Source organism: Pseudomonas sp. Leaf59, from assembly GCF_920984685.1.
Taxonomy (GTDB): Bacteria; Pseudomonadota; Gammaproteobacteria; order Pseudomonadales; family Pseudomonadaceae; genus Aquipseudomonas.
Map to the genome: position 1 here is coordinate 266,685 of NZ_CAKLBR010000002.1, position 20,040 is coordinate 286,724.

15 protein-coding genes are annotated in these 20,040 nt (G+C 61.8%); 13 read left to right on the top strand and 2 right to left on the bottom strand.

Translation table 11 applies throughout. From position 1 onward, the window contains the following. The first annotated feature begins 11 nt into the window (after nt 1-11). The 3 genes from LUB09_RS02910 to fliD all read left to right on the top strand — a co-directional run bounded on the left by LUB09_RS02910 (nt 12) and on the right by fliD (nt 3,347). Entirely contained in the window at nt 12-1,433 is a 1,422-nt protein-coding gene (locus tag LUB09_RS02910) for a flagellin N-terminal helical domain-containing protein (RefSeq protein WP_231421578.1), read from the top strand. Between the two features lie 75 nt (nt 1,434-1,508). Beyond that, complete coding sequence (locus LUB09_RS02915) at nt 1,509-1,865, top strand: flagellar protein FlaG (RefSeq protein WP_231421579.1); 357 nt, start codon at nt 1,509-1,511, stop codon at nt 1,863-1,865. A gap of 81 nt (nt 1,866-1,946) precedes the next feature. Then, nucleotides 1,947-3,347 carry a flagellar filament capping protein FliD gene (gene fliD / locus LUB09_RS02920; RefSeq protein WP_231421581.1) on the top strand — a complete coding sequence of 467 codons (1,401 nt, stop codon included), beginning with the start codon at nt 1,947-1,949 and terminating at the stop codon, nt 3,345-3,347. A 310-nt stretch (nt 3,348-3,657) separates the two neighbouring features. Here the strand turns inward: fliD and LUB09_RS02925 are convergent, their stop codons facing one another. Beyond that, nucleotides 3,658-7,992, bottom strand: coding sequence for a glycosyltransferase (locus tag LUB09_RS02925; RefSeq protein WP_231421582.1), 4,335 nt, complete (start codon nt 7,990-7,992; stop codon nt 3,658-3,660). A 55-nt stretch (nt 7,993-8,047) separates the two neighbouring features. Continuing rightward, nucleotides 8,048-9,172 (bottom strand): DegT/DnrJ/EryC1/StrS family aminotransferase, encoded by a 1,125-nt coding sequence (locus LUB09_RS02930; protein ID WP_209983477.1) that lies wholly within the window; start codon nt 9,170-9,172, stop codon nt 8,048-8,050. Between the two features lie 220 nt (nt 9,173-9,392). On the opposite strand from LUB09_RS02930, the gene fliS reads away from it, so the two are divergent. From fliS to fliI, 10 genes are all read left to right on the top strand, one after another. Beyond that, the gene (fliS, locus tag LUB09_RS02935) at nt 9,393-9,797 is read left to right on the top strand and encodes a flagellar export chaperone FliS (RefSeq protein WP_209983475.1); all 405 of its coding nucleotides are present in this window, start codon (nt 9,393-9,395) and stop codon (nt 9,795-9,797) included. Nucleotides 9,798-9,822: 25 nt separating this feature from the next. Then, nucleotides 9,823-10,119: a hypothetical protein gene (locus tag LUB09_RS02940; protein WP_003230955.1), complete on the top strand. Its 297-nt coding sequence runs from the start codon at nt 9,823-9,825 to the stop codon at nt 10,117-10,119. 168 nt (nt 10,120-10,287) lie between these two features. Further along, entirely contained in the window at nt 10,288-11,763 is a 1,476-nt protein-coding gene (locus LUB09_RS02945) for a sigma-54 dependent transcriptional regulator (protein ID WP_231421583.1), read from the top strand. Nucleotides 11,764-11,872: 109 nt separating this feature from the next. Beyond that, nucleotides 11,873-13,084 (top strand): sensor histidine kinase, encoded by a 1,212-nt coding sequence (locus tag LUB09_RS02950; protein WP_209983471.1) that lies wholly within the window; start codon nt 11,873-11,875, stop codon nt 13,082-13,084. A gap of 4 nt (nt 13,085-13,088) precedes the next feature. Next, nucleotides 13,089-14,465, top strand: a complete 1,377-nt coding sequence (locus LUB09_RS02955) for a sigma-54-dependent transcriptional regulator (protein ID WP_209983469.1) — start codon at nt 13,089-13,091, stop codon at nt 14,463-14,465. Between the two features lie 318 nt (nt 14,466-14,783). Continuing rightward, complete coding sequence (fliE, locus tag LUB09_RS02960) at nt 14,784-15,113, top strand: flagellar hook-basal body complex protein FliE (protein WP_003230964.1); 330 nt, start codon at nt 14,784-14,786, stop codon at nt 15,111-15,113. A gap of 16 nt (nt 15,114-15,129) precedes the next feature. Next, nucleotides 15,130-16,905, top strand: a complete 1,776-nt coding sequence (gene fliF, locus LUB09_RS02965) for a flagellar basal-body MS-ring/collar protein FliF (protein ID WP_209983466.1) — start codon at nt 15,130-15,132, stop codon at nt 16,903-16,905. After that, nucleotides 16,898-17,917 carry a flagellar motor switch protein FliG gene (fliG, locus tag LUB09_RS02970; RefSeq protein WP_003230967.1) on the top strand — a complete coding sequence of 340 codons (1,020 nt, stop codon included), beginning with the start codon at nt 16,898-16,900 and terminating at the stop codon, nt 17,915-17,917. The genes fliF and fliG overlap by 8 nt, the downstream gene beginning before the upstream one ends. A gap of 10 nt (nt 17,918-17,927) precedes the next feature. Continuing rightward, on the top strand, nt 17,928-18,692 hold the full coding sequence (gene fliH / locus LUB09_RS02975) for a flagellar assembly protein FliH (RefSeq protein ID WP_231421584.1): 765 nt from the start codon (nt 17,928-17,930) through the stop codon (nt 18,690-18,692). After that, entirely contained in the window at nt 18,682-20,040 is a 1,359-nt protein-coding gene (gene fliI, locus LUB09_RS02980; RefSeq protein WP_231421585.1) for a flagellar protein export ATPase FliI, read from the top strand. The genes fliH and fliI overlap by 11 nt, the downstream gene beginning before the upstream one ends.

Sequence of the window (20,040 nt, forward strand, 5' to 3'; positions counted from 1 at the left end):
AGGATTTCGTCATGGCTTTAACAGTAAACACCAACATTGCTTCCATCACTACCCAGAACGGCCTTGGCAAAGCAGCCAACTCGCTGCAAACCTCCATGCAGCGTCTGTCCACTGGTCTGAGCATCAACAGTGCTAAAGACAATGCTTCGGGCCTTCAGATCTCCAACCGTCTGACCAGCCAGATCAACGGCCTGGGCCAAGCGGTCAAGAACGCCAACGATGGTATCTCCATCGCGCAGACCGCTGAAGGCGCAATGCAGGCTTCGACCGACATTCTGCAAAAGATGCGTACCCTGGCTCTGTCCTCGGCTACTGGCTCCCTGAGCGACGCTGACCGTACTTCGAACAACGAAGAATACCAGGCGCTGACTTCGGAACTGACCCGTATCTCGCAGACCACTACTTTCGGTGGCCAGAAGCTGCTCGACGGTTCGTACGGCACCAAAGCCATTCAGGTTGGCGCCAACGCTAACGAAACCATCAACCTGAGCCTGGACAACGTAGCCGCCAACAACATCGGTTCGCAGCAGGTCAAAAGCGTTGGTATCACCCCTAGCACCAGCGGCGTAGCAGGCGGCGCGATCGGCATCACCGGTAACGGCCAGACTGCCAGCGTCACTGTAGCGGCAGGTGCTTCGGCCAAAACCATCGCCAGCCAACTGAACGGCGCTGTAGGCGGCCTGTCGGCTACTGCCAGCACTGAAGCTCAGTTCGTCGTCGGCGCTGCTGCCAAAACGACTCCGGCTTCGTTCACCTTGACCATTGGTGGCCAAGCTACAACGTTCACCGGCGTGACCGATACTGCCAGCCTGGCTGATCAGTTGAAATCCAACTCCGCCAAGCTCGGCATCAGCGTCAACTTCGACGAAACCAAAGGCACCCTGTCGGTCAAATCCGACTCCGGTGAAAACCTGGCATTCAGCGCTGCCACCGCAGCCGGCTCGATCACTGTTGCCACCAAAGATGGTTCCGGCAACTACGGCACCGCCGCGGCCCTGGCCAACGGCCTGATCGCCACCGGTTCCGTGAACCTGGACTCGTCCAAGGGCTATGCACTGAACGGTGCCGGTGTAACCGGTCTGTTCGCCGCTACCGGCACTGCCGCAGCGTCGACCAAAACCACCATCGCTCAAACCGACGTGACCAGTGCCTTCAACGCACAGGCCGCAGTGGCAGTGATCGACAAGGCTATCGGCGGCATCGACAGCGTACGTTCGGGCCTGGGTGCTGTTCAGAACCGTCTGACCACTACCGTAGACAACCTGACCAACATTCAGAAGAACTCCACCGCTGCACGTTCGACTGTACAAGACACCGACTTCGCTGCTGAAACAGCCGAGTTGACCAAGCAACAAACTCTGCAATCGGCCGCTACCGCGATCCTGTCGCAGGCCAACCAACTGCCATCCGCTGTACTGAAGCTGCTTCAGTAATAACCGCGCTTGGTGACTGACGGAAGGGTGCGTTTACGTGCCCTTTCGTCGTTTCGGTTTTAGAGGAGATTGGACATGGACATGAGTGTAAAGCTAGCCTCGTCTTATCCACCGGTTGCACCTCAAAGCGCACCGACCGCACTCGTTGCGGACAAGGACAAGGACAAGACCAAGGTCGAGGCCATCGCGCCGATCGCTGGCAAGCCGGAACGGGCTGACCTGGAACAAGCGGTTACCGATATTCGTGAATTCGTACAAGCGGCCCAGCGCAAACTGGATTTTTCGATTGACGATTCAACCCACCGGGTTGTGGTCAAGGTCATCGCCACCGACAGTGGCGAGGTGATTCGCCAGATTCCCTCGGAAACAGCCTTGAAGCTGGCGCAAAACCTGGCAAATGCCAGCCACGTGCTGTTCGACGAAAAGGTCTGAGCTGGCATGAAACTTGTTGCGGTGATGTCTTGATGGGTTGCTCGTCAAGAAAACGGCAACTACCGAATTAGGAGCACGATGATGGCGAGTACAACAGTTAGTGGTGTGGGTTCTGGTATCGATACCAGCTCGATCATTACGTCGCTGGTAAATGCTGAAAAAGCACCGAAACAGCTTCAGATCAACACGCAATCGCAGAAAGCGACCACTCAACTTTCGTCCATCGGAAAGATTCAGGCAGCCTTGGACGCATTCCGTGGCGCGCTAAAGACCCAGGGGACCGACAACAGCTTCAGTGGCCTGGTCGGTACGTCCTCGGATGAAAAAGTCGCCACCATGACCGCAGGGACAGGCGCTTCCAACGGCTCGTTTTCGCTGGTGGTGTCGCAGCTGGCCCAGCCTTCGAAGCTGAGCAGCGCCAACTTTGCCGGTGGCGCATCGAGCGTGATCAACAAGGGCAACACGGCGACCACGCTGACCATTTCGCAGTCAGGCAAGAACTTTGACGTCAGCGTGGCGCCCGGCGCGACCCTGCAGCAGGTACGTGACTCGATCAACTCGCAATTCGGCACTGCGGGCCTGAGTGCCAACATCCTCACGGACTCCAACGGTTCGCGGTTGATCCTCACCTCGACCAATGGCGGTGTGGGCACGGACTTGACCATGTCCGGCAACTCGGGTGTCGACACCGGCTACACCGTGGTCAATCCGCCGCAGAATGCCAAGTACACCATTGATGGCATTGCCGCCGAATCGAAGACCAACAACATTACCGAGGCGGTGAGTGGTGTCAGCATCAAGTTGCTGACGGTATCGCCGCTGGCGACTGCGGGAGACAAGAGTGATAATCCTGTGCGTACGGCCCTGACCATCTCCGTCAGTACCAGCACTACCGCACTCAAATCCGGCGTCAAGGGCTTCGTCGACACCTACAACGCGCTGCTCAAGGCGATGACCGCAGAAACGGCGGTGACCAAAAGTGCGGCGGGCGACCCCGTGGCGGCGACATTGACCGGTGACTCGACCATGCGCACGCTGCAATCGGCGATTCGCAACGAGTTCAACACGATGTCGGGCAACGGTGCATTGAGATCCCTGGCCCAGTTCGGCGTCGAAACCGACCAGACCACCGGCCTGCTGTCGATCGACGACAAGCAGTGGGACAACGCGATGAAGACCAATGCTGCGGACCTCAGCAGCATCTTCACGGGCAAGGACGGCTTGCTGGCGCGCTTGACCACGGCGACCGACGCCTACGCCAAACCGACCACCGGTATCCTGGCGACGCGTTCCACCTCGTTGTCCGATAGCCTCAAGGACCTGGCCAAGCAACAGTCTGCACTCGACCAGCGGATCGATGCCTACCAGACCACGTTGACCAACAAGTACGCGGCGATGGACTCCCTGGTGGCCCAGTTGCGCCAGCAGAGCAACAACGTGTTGGGTACGCTCAACGCGCTGAACAACCAGAAAAACAACTGATTTGACTGATTGGCAAAAAGCCCGGGTCGTTGACCTGGGCTTTTTTATGCGTGCGCAGACTCCCTGTGGCGAGCAGGCGTGTTGTGGCGAGCGGGCTTGCCCCGCGTTGGGGTGCGAAGCGCCCCCCATCGAGCAAAACGCGGTGTACCTGATACGGCTCAGCGCCTGGCTTTGGGGCTGCTGCGCAGCCCAACGCAGGACAAGCCTGCTCGCCACAGGGAGTCTGCGCTTAAACTGAACGGCATTAGGGCAAGCCCGCTCGCCACATAAAAGCTCCACTGCTGGGGTTTAAGCGTTCCTCATGCACACGTCAGGGCAGCCACGCCTCTCGCCATGCCAGCAGGTTGTCTTCACTGAGCATCCACTTGTCCAGTATCACGCTGTGCAGGGCGTCGCCGGCTGCGGCGCTGGCGTCCGGTTCGGCCAGGTGTTCGCGAATGGCGGCAATCCAGTCACTGGAGCGGTTCTTGACCCGCGTCACCGGAAGATCACCGCGATAACACAGGATGTCCGAACAGATCACCGGCAGGGCGCAGGCGCCGTATTCCAGCAGCCGCAGGTTGCTTTTGCAGGCGTTGAAAAAATTGTCTTCCAGCGGCGCCAGCGCCAGGTCCAGGTTCAGCGCCGCCAGGCGTGCCGGGTATTGGTCGATATTCACGCCACCGTGAAACTCATGCACATAAGGGCGCAGCGCCGGCGGGCACATGCCCATGAACACCCATTCCACCTCGCCGGCCAGCTCGCGAACCACCTCGGCAATCACCAGCAGGTCGGCGCCGTGGCTCGAGCCGCCGGCCCAGCCCACGCGAGGCTTGCGCCCCTGCTGGCGCAGGCTCGTCAGGCCGGTCCACCACTGGGTGGGCAGGCGGTTCTCCATCACGCGTATGTCGGTGTTGTAGCCTTTGAGCGCGTTGGCCAACGGTCGGGTCGACACCACCAGTCGATCGCACAAACCCACGGCTTTTTTCAGGCGCTTGGCGATGTCCTTGGGAAACAGCGAGCGGGTCAGGTTGCCGGCGGGCACATCGAGGATGTAGTCGTCCAGCTCGTACACCTTGAAGGCTTTGGACAGCGAACGGGCATTCTGGATGACTTCCAGTTGGGTTTTGGTGAACTGGCGCTGGAAGATGATCGTGTCCGGCGCCAGGCGCTCCAGTTCTACCGGTTGCAGCAGCAAATCGCTCACTTCACCGTCGATCAGTCTGGCGGCCTGCAAGGCAGCGAAGGGCTGACGCACTCGATAATGCCCGCTGCCGAAGGAATCGCCGGGATAGCACAGAGCATAAGGCAGCGCGCGGCTGGCGAATGGCCGCCAGGCCACATCGCTGTTGCATTCGTGAGCGAAGCCGCCGCCTTCCAGGGTCAGGTTGCGATTGTAGGCAGGGTCGTTCGCCAACTGCGGCAGCCAGCGCTGATACATCACCGCCCGTTCGCGCTTGAAGCGCTCGCGTTTGGCGTCCTGGCTGGTCTTGTCGACCTGGTTCTGACTTACGTTGGCTTCGTGCATCAGAATCGCGTAAGGCGTCCAGACCACCAGTTGCCCGGCCTGGCCGACTTTCAGGCACAGGTCCACGTCGTTATAGGAAACCCCCAGGCCGGCCTCGTCCATCCCGCTCACCTGACGATACAGCTCGGTGCGGATCATCAGGCAGGCGGCCGTTACGGCGCTGTAGTTCTGATCGATCTGCAGGCGGTGCAGATAGCCGTTGGACAGCATCGGGCTGTCGATGAATCCGTGATCCGCCACGCCGCGTAAGCCAAGGACCACGCCGGCGTGCTGCACCATGCCGCTGGGGAACAGCAGTTTGGCACCGACAATGCCGACTTCCGGTCGCTGGGCGTGATGAAGCAGGGCGTCAAGCCAATCGCCGTCGATGACGGCAGTGTCGTTGTTGAGCAGCACCAGGTACTCGCCACGGGCGCGGCTGACGGCGAAGTTGTTGATGGCCGAATAGTTGAACGGGTGCGGGTAGCGCAGGATGCGCACCTTGGCATCGTTCAGGCGCTCCATGCCGGCGAACCATTCACGGGCTTCGGCGGTTTGGCTGTTGTTGTCGACGATGAGCAGTTCGTAATGGGTGTAGCGGGTTTTCTCCATCAGGCTTTCTATGCAGCGCATCAGCATAGGCAACTGGTCTTTGGTGGGGATGATGATCGACACCAACGGCTTTGCGGGGTGCTGATAGACCACGCGGTGCACCATCGGCAGTGGCCCGGTGCGCAGCTCGTGCGCCACGCCCAGGCGCTGCAGGTGCGCCTCGACGACTGCCGCGGAGTGAGCGATGACCTGCGCTTCACCCAGCCACTGGCCGAAGTTGATGGCCTGGTGCACCAGCACTTCGGCGATGTGGCCGACGCAGCCCAGCCCGTGGGCCTCGATCAGCCGCAAGAGCAGGTCGTGGGGCGCAAGTTCCGTGAAGGCAGGGTCGAAGCCATCGGCCTGCAAGGCGGCGTCGCGGCTGAACGCCAGGGCGCGGCCCACATACGGGTAACTGCGCAACAGGTCGAGGTTGAGGTCCGGCTTGAAGACCGGGTCCTGGCAGCCCGAGGCGGTGATCGAATCCTCGTCGCTGTAACAGGCACGGATGCCGGGATTCAGCGCGATCCCCTCGGCCAGCAGCAGCAGGGCATGGGGGTCGAGTTGGTCGCCGCCGCGCAGCAGGTAGCACCAGTCGGCCTGGATGCCTTGCAGCAATTCATTGAGCTGGCTCGGCCAGGACTCTGCCAGCGGCAGCCACACCAGATTGTCGGCCGGGGTTATCCCGGCGGGCTCGGCATTGGACAGTACGGCGATGGCTGCCGCCTGGTAGAGCTGGCGGTCGATGCTGTCCAGGGTGGCCCGCAAGGCGGCGATGTCACCGCTGGTATCGGTCACCACCAGCAATACGCCCGGCTGTTGCGGCCAGCTTGCCAGCCGCGCAGGCAAGCCTTCGAATTCGCTGGCGGCCAGTTGCCGGGTTTCCAGCCAGCGCTGATACAGGTTGAGATTGCGCTGCTGTTTGCCGATATGACCCAGCACGCCGAAAAAGCGTTCGAACGCGTGGGCAAGGGTGCCATCGAGCTGGCCGGCTTCGGTTTCGAAGTCGGCAGGCGTCAGGTGCATGCGCTCCAACGGGGCCAGGGCCTCCAGGCGCACGAAGAACATGGTGCCGCCAAAAAAATCCGCCTCGTAGATGTGATGAGGGTCAATGCCAGCACGCTGGGCCAGGGCGAGCAGATGGAAGCGGTTGTTTTCAGACAGGTTGGTGACCACTGCCTGGCGGTAGCGCTCCGTGCCCAGCAGCGGATGGTGCGTCGGGTTGGCCAGGTACTCCACCGACTGGCGAAAGCGCACTGGCCCGAGCAGGTCATCGAACAGGTCATCGAACAGGTCACTGGCCCATGAATTGGCGACACCCAGGTGGATCGAACGCTTGGTGTGCAGCTTGACAAGGGTGTGGATATTATCGGCGCGTAAATACGGCAGTACGCTCAAAAACGGCAGGACGTCGCGCCCATGGTTGGACACCCGGAACAGTGAATAACCCAGGCCTACTGCCGCCAAATGGCCGCGTACTTCATTTTCGCGCCCTGCCATACAGGTGACGTATAGATGCAGACGCTCATGCAGTTGAATCAGGCGCTGCAGGATGTCTGGCAGCAAATCCGGGTGAAAGGCATGGATCACCACGGCCACGGGGGGCTCGCTGTCCTCCAGAGTGGGCCGGTGTACCTCCAGCAATTCGCACGTTTCGGCACTGCCCGCCGAGGCAGTAGCTTCGGCATTGGGGACAACGTAAGCATTGCGCAGTGCAAACGGCGTGAATGCCTGAGGGCTGAACAGGGAGCGGCGACGCACCTGCAGCAGGAACTGCGGGCGATACAATCCCAGCGCACGAATCTGCTCGACGAAGTCGGCACGGCTCTGCTTGAACAGCGCTTGCATGTCGGGCTGATTCTGACGCTGGTCGGCGTGCCGACGAAACAGCGACAGCGGCTCATGCAGAAACGCCAGGTGACCGTGCTGCAGCAGGTTCACAAACATCGCCAGGTCGTTGATGGCGCGGATCACCACACCGCCAAGGGCACAGATGTATGGCAGCTTGTCGCTCAACTGCGCGCGGCGAAACATCACGGTGCTGGGTTCGCCGATGAAATTCACCGGCCAGTCGCAGAGCAGCGAAATGATGTCCTCGCCGTGCAGGCAGGTGTCTTCGCTGAAAACGGCGGAGGTTACGAGGATATCCGGCTGCGCGTCACCCTGGGCATCGATTATCGTGCGTCGCGAAGTGACCAGCGCGATATCGTCGCGCGCCTGGAGTACCGCCGCCATGCGCGAGACGCAGTCGGGCAGCAGCACGTCATCGTCGTTGAGAAACTTGATGTATTCGCCCTGGGACTCCTGCATGCAGCGGTTGAGGTTGAGCACGCCGCCCAACTGCTGTTCGTTGTGCAGGTAGCGCACCGGCACAGCCGACTGTGCAGCCAGGCGTTCGGTAATCAGGCGAACGCCGTCGTCGCGACAATCATCGGTGATCACCACTTCGATATTGGTATAGCGCTGGCTCAGCGCACTGCTCAGTGCCGCCTCGAAGAATCGTGGGCTGTAGGCCGGTATTGCAATGCTGACCAGCGGCACGTGTGTGGCTGAAGGAGTAGTTGTCATGCTCACACCAGTTTGAACAATGGGCGAAGGTTGAACCGGATGTCTGCGCGCGCGGTCATGTCGCTGCCGCTTGATCGGTGAGCAGGTCTGCCAGGCAGTCGATCACTCGTTCGATGTCTGCATCGGTCAATGAAAGATGGAAGGGCAAGCCCAACAGGCGTTCGGTCAACAGGTCGACCTGCGGCAGCGGGCCGGCTGCGCACGCCTGGAAGGCCGGGTGGCCGTGCAGGGGAGGGCAGTACCAGCGACGGGTTTCGATGTCTTCGCCGAGCAGGCGCAGTTGAATGTCCACGCCGCGAACGCCCGGCGGCAGTAACACCAGCATCAGGCTGTACACGCCTTCGGCGGGTTTGACTTGAAGTTTCAGTGCGGGAATCCGCTCCAGCAGGCGGGCGGCATAGCGCTGATGCAGGTTGCGCCGTGTTTCGGCGACGGTCGGCCAGTTGTCCAGCGCGGCCAGGGCAACGGCGGCGTGGTATTCGCTCATCTTGCCGTTCTCGCCCGCATCGAACACCAGGCCGCCACTCTGGGCATCGATGCCGAAGTTGCTGAGTGCGCGCATGCTCTGGCCATAAGCGTGGTGGCGAGCGGCGACAAAACCGCCTTCGCCGCCGCCCAGCGCCTTGGTGGCGTGCAGGCTGAAGGCAACCTTGGTGGTCAGGCCGACCTGTTGATTGCCCCAGGCGCCTGCGGCGTCCACCACCACCGGGATGCCGGTTTCGGCGGTGAACAGGTCCCAGCCGGCGACGTCCTGAGGGCAACCATACGTCGCGACCGGCATCACTGCGTCAAACGGCGTTTGAGCCAGTGCTGCGCGTGCTATGGCGGGCGTCAGCAACCAGTTGTCCGAGTCCACATCGCTGATCAGCGGCGTAAGTCCCGCACGGATGATGGCGGTGGCCGTGGCGACGAAGGTCAGCCCCGGCACGAGCACTCGGCCAGCCTTGCGCAGCCTCAACGCTTCCAGAGCGATTTGCAGCGCGCAGGTGCCATTGGCCATGGACACCACGTGCACCTTCGTCGGCTCGCGACTGAATGAGCGCGACAGCCGTTCTTCGAGTTCGCAGACCAGCGGGCCGAAATTGGTGTACCAGCGATTTTCATCGATCTGCTGCCAGTACGGAAGAATCTGCTCGACCTTCGGCATCTCTGGCACTAACAACTTGATGATATTTTTCATGGTGCCCGCGACTGTCAATTAAATATCGTTTCCTACGATTGGAAAGGGGCAAAGCAGGAACTGTACCAAGCGGATTTGTGGCGCCCTTGCGGCGCCACGCAAAAAGCCAATGCTGCGTGCATTGGCTTTTTTGATAACCGCGGGATTAAAGTTATGGGTAATCGAGTCGACATAAACGTTACTGAAATCTTTCCGCTGTCGCCTGTTACGAGGTAGAACCATGAATCCCATGAGAGCCCTTCGCCAATACCAGAAGGTCAATTCCCATGCTCAGATCTCTGAAGCCAGCCCGCACCGTCTGGTGCAGATGCTGATGGAGGGTGGGCTTGACCGCATGGCTCAGGCCAAGGGTGCGCTGGCGCGTGGTGATATTGCGCAAAAGGGCCTGATGCTCGGCAAGGCGGTGGATATCATCATCGGCCTGCGCGACGGTCTGGACGCTGAAAAGAGCGAAAACCCGGCGTATGTCCAGCAACTGGAAAGTCTGTATGCCTACATGACCAACCGTCTGATGGAAGCCAACCTGCATAACGACCCCGAGATGATCGACGAGGTTGCGCGCTTGATGATTACCGTCAAGCAAGGCTGGGATGGTATCGCTACCCCACAAGGCGCCGCACAGTAAGGCCAACGGCCTCGAGGAATACGTCATGAGCCATGCACTGCAACGCATTGATGAAACCCGTGAGGCGCTGGTAGGCGCGCTGGCGGACCGTAACTGGGAGGCCATCGGCGAACTCGACCTGGGCTGCCGCGATGTGATCGATCAGGTGCTCAGCGAAGCACCGGTCAACGAGGATGCGTTGCGTGAAAAGCTGGAAAGTCTGCTGGCGGTGTACCAGCAATTGCTCGAGGTGACGACGGGGGAGAGGCAGGCGATTTTCGAAGAGATGTCGCAGATCAACCAGGCGAAAAACGCGTCAAAGGTCTACCATCTGTTTGGTTGAACAGAGTCGGTTAACCCTAATGCGCGTCATAAATTTGACTGCGCAGGTTTTTTTGACTTAACTAGTGTTGTTTTCAGATTTCAGACGTCTACAAGGAGAGAAGTCCTACAGGCGTCTCGATTGCCTTCACACTGGGGCAGGAAGTTTTACTAGGGAAGTTGCTATTGCATGTGGCGTGAAACCAAAATTCTGCTCATTGATGACGATAGCGTTCGCCGCCGCGACCTGGCGGTGATTTTGAATTTTCTTGGCGAAGAAAATCTGCCCTGCGGCAGCCATGATTGGCAGCAGGCGGTCAGCTCATTGTCATCGAGCCGTGAAGTCATCTGTGTGCTGATCGGGACGGTAAACGCTCCTGGCGCAGTTTTGGGCTTGTTAAAGACACTGTCGACCTGGGATGAGTTCCTTCCGGTGTTGCTGATGGGCGATATTTCTTCGGTCGAGTTGCCCGAAGACCAACGCCGCCGCGTGTTGTCCACGCTGGAAATGCCGCCCAGCTACAGCAAATTGCTCGACTCCCTGCACCGTGCCCAGGTCTATCGCGAGATGTACGACCAGGCCCGCGAGCGCGGCCGTCACCGCGAGCCCAACCTGTTCCGCAGCCTGGTCGGCACCAGCCGTGCGATCCAGCACGTGCGCCAGATGATGCAGCAAGTGGCCGACACCGACGCCAGCGTGCTGATCCTCGGCGAGTCCGGCACCGGCAAGGAAGTGGTCGCGCGTAACCTGCACTATCACTCCAAGCGCCGCGACGGGCCCTTTGTGCCGGTCAATTGCGGGGCGATCCCGGCGGAGCTGCTTGAAAGCGAACTGTTCGGCCACGAGAAGGGCGCCTTCACCGGCGCCATCACCAGCCGTGCCGGGCGTTTCGAACTGGCCAATGGCGGTACCCTGTTCCTCGACGAAATCGGCGACATGCCGCTGCCGATGCAGGTCAAGCTGTTGCGCGTGTTGCAGGAACGCACCTTCGAACGTGTGGGCAGCAACAAGACCCAGAGCGTCGACGTGCGCATCATTGCCGCCACCCACAAAAACCTCGAAAGCATGATCGAGGTCGGCAGCTTCCGCGAAGACCTGTACTACCGCCTCAACGTATTCCCCATCGAGATGGCTCCGCTGCGCGAGCGCGTGGAAGACATCCCGTTGCTGATGAACGAATTGATCTCGCGCATGGAACACGAAAAGCGCGGCTCAATCCGCTTCAACTCCGCCGCGATCATGTCCTTGTGCCGTCACGGCTGGCCGGGCAACGTCCGCGAGCTGGCCAACCTGGTGGAGCGCATGGCGATCATGCATCCCTATGGCGTGATCGGCGTGGTCGAGCTGCCGAAAAAATTCCGCTACGTCGACGACGAAGACGAGCAGATGGTCGACAGCCTGCGCAGTGACCTGGAAGAGCGAGTGGCCATCAATGGCCATACGCCAGACTTCGCGTCCACTGCCATGCTGCCGCCCGAAGGCCTGGACCTGAAGGACTACCTCGGCAATCTGGAGCAAGGTCTTATTCAGCAGGCCCTGGACGATGCCAACGGCATCGTCGCCCGCGCCGCCGAACGCCTGCGCATCCGTCGAACCACGCTGGTGGAGAAAATGCGCAAGTACGGAATGAGCCGTCGTGAAGGTGATGAACAGGCGGATGATTGACGCCTGTTTTTCAACTGACTGAAAAATAAGTCTATTTTTTTAGGCACGGGTATTGCTACAGCTCTCGCAACGTTCCGTTTAACTGACGGTCAGCCAGCGAGAGAGCATCATGCCCCACGCCGCCCAGCTATCTTCGGCCCCTGCCATCCAGGGGCTGGTTCCGCCTGTAGAGTCGCCGATCCGCCAGGGTCTTGAGCAGGCGTTCTCGCAGTTCAACCAGATGTCGAGCCAACTGACCGACTCCTACAGCCTGCTGGAAGCCCGGGTTTCCGAGCTCAAGGGCGAGTTGGCGGTGGTCAGTGCCCAGCGTATGCAAGAGCTGGCCGAGAAAGAGCGTTTGGCCAACCGTCTGCAAAACCTGCTGTCGCTGTTGCCGGGTGGCGTCATCGTGATCGACGACCAAGGCCGCGTGCGCGAGGCCAACCCGGCCGCCTGCGACATGCTCGGCCTGCCGCTCGAAGGCGAACTGTGGCGTGAAGTCATCACCCGCTGCTTTGCCCCCCGTGAAGACGACGGCCATGAAATTTCCCTCAAGGACGGGCGCCGCCTGTCCATTGCCACCCGTTCCCTGGACGCCGAGCCCGGTCAGTTGGTGCTGCTCAACGACCTGACGGAAACCCGGCACCTGCAGGACCAACTGGCACGCCACGAACGGTTGTCATCGCTGGGCCGGATGGTCGCTTCTCTGGCGCATCAGATCCGCACACCGCTGTCGGCCGCGCTGATCTACGCCAGTCATTTGACTGACGAGCAATTGCCCGCCGCCACCCATCAGCGCTTTGCCGGACGCCTCAAAGAGCGCCTGCATGAGCTGGAGCATCAGGTGCGTGACATGCTGGTGTTTGCCCGTGGCGAGTTGCCTTTGACCGACCGCGTCACCCCGGCGGCGCTGATGCAGGCGCTGCAGGCCGCCGCTGCCACTCATATCCAGGACGTGCAAGTGCGCTGGCAGTGCGACAGCCATCTCGGTGAGCTGCTGTGCAACCGCGACACCCTGGTGGGCGCGCTGCTCAACCTGATCGAAAATGCCACCCAGGCCAGCGGCCCCGGCGCACGCCTGAAGATTCACTTGTACAGCCGCGAGCAAACCCTGCGCCTGTGCATCAGCGACAGCGGCAGCGGCATCGACCCGCGGGTGCTGCAACGCCTGGGCGAACCCTTTTTTACTACCAAGACCAACGGAACGGGCCTGGGCCTGACCGTGGTCAAGGCAGTGGCGCGTGCCCATCAGGGAGAATTGCTGCTGCACTCCCGGTTGGGGCGTGGCACCTGTGCATTGATGACCCTGCCGCTGTTTACCAGTGCGGCAGGCGCGGAGTAAGGATATGTCTATCAAGGTTTTGTTGGTGGAAGACGATCGCGCTCTGCGTGAGGCATTGGCTGACACGCTGCTGCTGGCGGGCCATGACTACTGCGCGGTCGGTTCTGCCGAAGAAGCCTTGGCGGCCGTGGAACAGGAGGCTTTCAGTCTGGTGGTCAGCGACGTGAACATGCCCGGCATGGACGGTCACCAGTTGCTCGGCCTGCTGCGCGCGCGCCACCCGCAATTGCCGGTGCTGCTGATGACCGCCCACGGCGCCGTCGAGCGTGCGGTGGACGCCATGCGCCAGGGCGCGGCAGATTATCTGGTCAAGCCGTTCGAGCCCAAGGCGCTGATCGAACTGGTTGCCCGGCACGCCCTTGGCGTTATTTCCAATCCCGACGGCGAGGGCCCGATTGCCTTCGAGCCGGCCAGTGCCCAGTTGTTGGAACTGGCCGCCCGTGTAGCGCGCAGCGACTCCACCGTGCTCATCTCGGGCGAGTCCGGCACCGGTAAGGAAGTGCTGGCGCGCTATATCCACCAGCAATCGAGCCGCGCCAAACAACCGTTTATCGCGATCAATTGCGCCGCGATCCCCGACAACATGCTCGAAGCCACCCTGTTCGGCCACGAAAAGGGCTCGTTCACCGGTGCCATCGCGGCCCAGGCTGGCAAGTTCGAGCAGGCAGACGGCGGCACCATCCTGCTCGATGAAATCTCGGAAATGCCCCTGGGCCTGCAAGCCAAGCTGCTGCGGGTATTGCAGGAGCGTGAAGTGGAGCGGGTGGGCGCGCGCAAGCCGATTCAGCTGGATATTCGCGTGGTCGCCACCACCAACCGCGACCTGGCGGGTGAAGTGGCGGCGGGGCGCTTTCGTGAAGACCTGTTCTACCGGCTGTCGGTATTCCCTCTGGCCTGGCGCCCGTTGCGCGAACGCCCGGCGGACATCATCCCGCTGGCCGAGCGCCTGTTGCGCAACCACGTCAAAAAAATGAAGCACGCCCAGGCGCGGCTGTCGGCCGAGGCCCAGGCGTGTCTGATCGGCTACCCGTGGCCGGGTAATGTGCGCGAACTGGACAACGCAATCCAGCGTGCGTTGATCCTGCAGCAGGGCGGCTTGATCCAGCCGCAGGATTTCTGCCTGGCCACTGGCACGGGCGCGGCGCCGTTGCCGAGCCTGGCGCCCGCGCCCGTTGTCGCCGAAGCCGAATCGGCGGGCGCGCTGGGTGACGACCTGCGTCGCCGTGAATTCCAGATGATCATCGACACCCTGCGTGCCGAGCGCGGCCGCCGCAAAGAGGCCGCCGAGCGCCTCGGTATCAGCCCGCGCACCCTGCGCTACAAGCTGGCGCAGATGCGCGACGCCGGCATGGACGTCGAAGCCTACCTCTTCGCCACCTGACTCAACCCTGCACAGGTTTGCTCAGCCCCGTGGCGAGCAGGCTTGCCCTGCGTTGGGCTGCGCAGCAGCCCCAAAGCCAGGCGCTGAGCCGTATCAGGTACACCGCGTTTTGCTCGATTGGGGGCGCTTCGCACCCCAACGCGGGGCAAGCCCGCTCGCCACAGGAGTCGTCCTCGTCAATGACTGGGTGAAATATAGTCCGACCGCCTTTGTCGCCTTTTCTTACGAGTTGCTCCAGAGCTGGCACCCTTGTTGCACCTACCCCTGATAACTGCTGCGTAGTGTCAAAAATTTGCGGGTTGTCGGAGAGAGAAGGTCATGAGCCAGGGTATTGAGTTCAATCGGTTGATGTTGGATATGCGCTCCATGCAAATGGATGCCATGGCCCGGCCGAAATCCGTCGCACCCGTGCCGGAATTGGGCCAAAGCAATTTTGCCGACATGCTTGGTCAGGCCATCAACAAGGTCAGCGACACCCAGCAAGCCTCCAGCCAGTTGGCCACCGCATTCGAAATCGGCAAAAGCGGCGTGGACCTCACCGATGTGATGGTCGCTTCGCAAAAGGCCAGCGTTTCCTTTCAAGCCTTGACCCAAGTGCGTAACAAAGTGGTTCAGGCTTACCAAGACATCATGCAGATGCCGGTTTAAGGGCGAGAGTTAAGTCATGGCAGAAGCAGTCACCGACAACGTACCCGCCAAAGCAGGTGGCAAGCCGCCGCTGTTTGGCCTGTCGTTCCTGGAAAACCTCTCGGAAATGACCATGCTGCGTCAGGTCGGCCTGATGGTCGGCCTGGCGGCGAGCGTGGCGATTGGCTTTGCCGTGGTGCTGTGGTCGCAGCAACCCGATTACCGTCCGCTGTACGGCAGCCTGGCGGGCATGGATTCCAAGCAGATCATGGAAACCCTCGCCGCCGCCGACATCGCCTACACCGTAGAACCCAACTCCGGCGCCTTGCTGGTCAAGGCCGATGACGTGGCCCGTGCCCGCATGAAGCTGGCCGCCGCCGGCGTGACGCCGTCCGACAGCAACATCGGTTTCGAAATCCTCGACAAGGACCAGGGCCTGGGCACCAGCCAGTTCATGGAAGCCACGCGCTACCGTCGTGGCCTTGAAGGCGAACTGGCGCGCACCATCTCCAGCCTCAACAACGTCAAGGGCGCCCGTGTGCACCTGGCGATTCCGAAAAGCTCGGTGTTCGTGCGTGACGAGCGCAAGCCCAGCGCCTCGGTACTGGTTGAGCTGTTTTCCGGCCGCTCCCTGGAGCCTGGCCAGGTACTGGCGATCATCAACCTGGTGGCCACCAGCGTTCCCGAACTGAGCAAGTCGCAAATCACCGTGGTCGACCAGAAGGGCAACCTGCTGTCGGACATGGCCGAAAACTCCGCGCTGACCCAGGCCGGCAAGCAGTTCGACTACAGCCGCCGCATGGAAAGCATGCTCACCCAGCGGGTGCACAACATCCTGCAACCGGTGTTGGGCAACGACCGCTACAAGGCCGAAGTCTCCGCCGACGTGGACTTCAGCGCTGTCGAGTCGACGTCCGAGCAGTTCAACCCGGACCAGCCAGCGCTGCGCAGCGAGCAATCGACCAGCGAGCAACGTACCGCCAGCAGCGGCCCGCAAGGTGTGCCGGGTGCCCTGAGCAACCAGCCACCGACCCCGGCCACCGCCCCGCAAACCACCGGTGGCGCCGCCGCCACCGCTGGCGCCATTGCCGCCGGGCAGCCGCTGCTCGACGCCAACGGCCAGCAGATCATGGACCCGGCCACCGGCCAGCCGATGCTCGCGCCGTACCCGGCGGACAAGCGTAACCAGTCCACCAAGAACTTCGAACTCGACCGTTCCATCAGCCACACCAAGCAGCAGCAGGGCCGCATCAATCGCCTGTCGGTGTCGGTAGTGGTCGATGACCAGGTCAAGGTCAACGCTGCCGACGGTGCCGTGACCCGTGCGCCGTGGACCGCCGATGAATTGGCGCGCTTCACCCGCCTGGTACAGGATGCCGTTGGTTTCGACGCCAGCCGTGGCGACAGCGTCAGCGTGATCAACATGCCGTTCTCCGCCGAGCGTGGCGAAGTCATCGCTGAAGCGGCGTTCTACACCCAGCCGTGGTTCTGGGACATCGTCAAGCAAGTGCTGGGGGTGTTGTTCATCCTGGTGCTGGTGTTCGGTGTGCTGCGTCCGGTGCTCAACAACATCACCGGCAACGGCAAGAAACAACTGGCCCTGGCCGGTGGCGACGTCGAGTTGGGTGGCATGGGCGGCCTGGACGGCGAACTGGCCAACGACCGCGTCAGCCTCGGCGGCCCGCAAAGCATCCTGTTGCCCAGCCCGAGCGAAGGCTATGACGCTCAGCTGAACGCAATCAAGAGTCTGGTAGCAGAAGACCCGGGCCGTGTGGCCCAGGTCGTGAAAGAGTGGATCAACGCAGATGAGTGATAATCGAGCCGCTGTTGCCAAGCTCTCCCGAGTCGACAAAGCCGCCGTGCTGCTGCTGTCGCTGGGCGAAACCGACGCCGCCCAGGTGCTGCGTCACATGGGGCCCAAAGAGGTCCAGCGCGTGGGCGTGGCCATGGCGCAGATGCGCAATGTGCACCGTGAGCAAGTCGAACAGGTGATGAGCGAGTTCGTCGAGATTGTCGGCGACCAGACCAGCCTGGGCGTCGGCTCCGACAGCTACATCCGCAAGATGCTCACCTCGGCGCTCGGCGAAGACAAGGCCAACGGCCTGATCGACCGCATCCTGCTGGGCGGCAACACCAGCGGCCTGGACAGCCTCAAGTGGATGGAACCGCGCGCGGTGGCCGACGTGATCCGCTACGAACACCCACAGATCCAGGCCATCGTCGTCGCGTACCTGGACCCGGACCAGGCCGGTGAAGTGCTCGGCCACTTCGACCATAAAGTGCGCCTGGACATCATCTTGCGCGTGTCGTCGCTGAACACTGTGCAGCCGGCGGCCCTGAAAGAACTCAACACGATTCTGGAGAAGCAGTTCTCCGGCAATTCGAATGCCTCGCGCACCACCCTGGGCGGCATCAAGCGCGCGGCCGATATCATGAACTTCCTCGACAGCTCGGTCGAAGGCCAGTTGATGGACTCGATCCGCGAGATCGACGACACCCTGTCCGGCCAGATCGAAGACCTGATGTTCGTGTTCAACAACCTCTCCGATGTTGACGACCGTGGCATCCAGGCGTTGCTGCGTGAGGTGTCTTCGGATGTGCTGGTGCTGGCGCTCAAAGGCTCCGACGAGAACGTCAAGGAGAAGATCTTCAAGAACATGTCCAAGCGCGCGTCCGAACTGCTGCGCGACGACCTCGAAGCCAAGGGTCCGGTACGCGTCAGCGACGTCGAAACTGCGCAGAAGGAAATCCTCACGATTGCCCGCCGTATGGCCGAAGCCGGAGAAATCGTTCTCGGTGGGAAGGGCGGCGAAGAAATGATCTAAGGCGCTGTCCATGTCGAGCAAAGATGAAACGCCCAGCGACCTGATTCGCGCGCGGGACGTGGGCGGGTTCGACATCTGGTCGTTGCCCAGCTTCGACCCGCATGTGCCCGAGCCCGAACCCGCACCGGTGTTGGAAACCCCGGCGGAGATGGAAGAAGTGCCGTTGGACGAAGTCCAGCCGCTGACGCTCGAAGAGTTGGAAGCCATCCGCCAGGAGGCTTACAACGAAGGCTTCGCGGCAGGCGAAAAGGACGGTTTTCGCAGCACCACCCTCAAGGTGCGCCAGGAGGCCGAGGTGGCGCTGGGCGTCCAGCTCGCCAGCCTGGAACGCCTGATGAACGGGCTGTTCGAGCCGATTGCCGGGCAGGATGCGCAGATCGAAAAATCCATGGTTGCACTGGTGCAACACATCACGCGCCAGGTGATCCAGCGCGAACTGGTGCTGGACTCCAGCCAGATCGAAGGCGTGATGCGCGAAGCGCTCAAATTGTTGCCCCTGGGCGTCGGCAATGTGCGGCTGTACATCAACCCGCAGGATTTCGAGCAGGTCAAAGCCTTGCGCGAGCGCCATGAAGAAACCTGGCGCATCGTCGAGGACGCCGCGCTGCAGCCCGGCGGCTGCCGGGTCGAGACCGAGCACAGCCGCATCGATGCCACGGTGGAAACCCGCATCAGCCAGATCATGGCCAAGTTGCTCGACCAGCAGCACGAACAGGCCATGAACCCGGGCGAACCCGATATCAGCATCGACCTGGACCGCCCGGATGCGCCTTGACCGTACCAGCTTCGCCAAGCGCCTGGGCAGTTACGCCGAGGCCACACAGCTGCCCGGCCAGCCGATTCTTGAAGGGCGCCTGCTGCGCATGGTCGGCCTGACCCTCGAAGCCGAGGGCCTGCGCGCCGCCATGGGCAGCCGTTGCCTGGTGATCAACGACGACAGCTACCACCCGGTGCAGGTCGAAGCTGAAGTAATGGGCTTCTCCGGCAGCAAGGTGTTCCTGATGCCGGTCGGCAGCGTTGCCGGCATTGCCCCCGGCGCCCGCGTGGTGCCGCTGGCCGACACCGGCCGCCTGCCGATGGGCATGAGCATGCTTGGCCGCGTGCTCGACGGCGCCGGCCGTGCGCTCGACGGCAAGGGTGGCATGAAGGCCGAAGACTGGGTGCCGATGGACGGGCCCACGATCAACCCGCTCAATCGCAACCCCATCAGCCAGCCGCTCGACGTGGGCATTCGCAGCATCAACGGTTTATTGACGGTCGGGCGCGGCCAGCGTCTGGGCCTGTTCGCCGGTACCGGGGTGGGTAAATCGGTGCTGCTGGGCATGATGACGCGCTTTACCGAGGCCGACATCATCGTGGTGGGGCTGATCGGCGAGCGTGGCCGCGAGGTCAAGGAGTTCATCGAGCACAGCCTGGGCCCGGAAGGCCTCAAGCGCTCGGTGGTGGTCGCATCGCCGGCCGACGATGCGCCGCTGATGCGCTTGCGCGCCGCCATGTACTGCACGCGCATCGCCGAATATTTTCGCGACAAGGGCAAGAATGTCCTGTTGCTGATGGACTCGCTCACGCGTTTTGCCCAGGCCCAGCGGGAAATTGCCCTGGCCATCGGCGAGCCGCCGGCGACCAAGGGTTACCCGCCGTCCGTATTCGCCAAGTTGCCCAAGCTGGTGGAGCGCGCCGGTAATGCCGAGGCGGGCGGCGGCTCGATCACGGCGTTCTACACGGTTTTGTCCGAAGGCGATGACCAGCAGGACCCGATTGCCGACTCGGCGCGGGGCGTGCTCGACGGCCACATCGTGCTGTCCCGGCGCCTGGCCGAGGAAGGGCACTACCCGGCCATCGATATCGAAGCCTCCATCAGCCGGGTGATGCCATCGGTGGTAACGCCGGAGCACATGGCCCGCGCCCAGCAATTCAAGCAACTGTGGTCGCGCTATCAACAGAGCCGCGACCTGATCAGCGTGGGTGCCTACGTGGCCGGTGGCGATCGCGAGACCGACCTGGCGATTGCCCTGCAACCGCAACTGGTGACCTACCTGCGCCAGGGCCTCAACGACAACATCAGCATGGGCGAAAGCGAGGCTCACTTGCAGTCGATCTTCGCCCCGGCGCCAGGCGGTTAA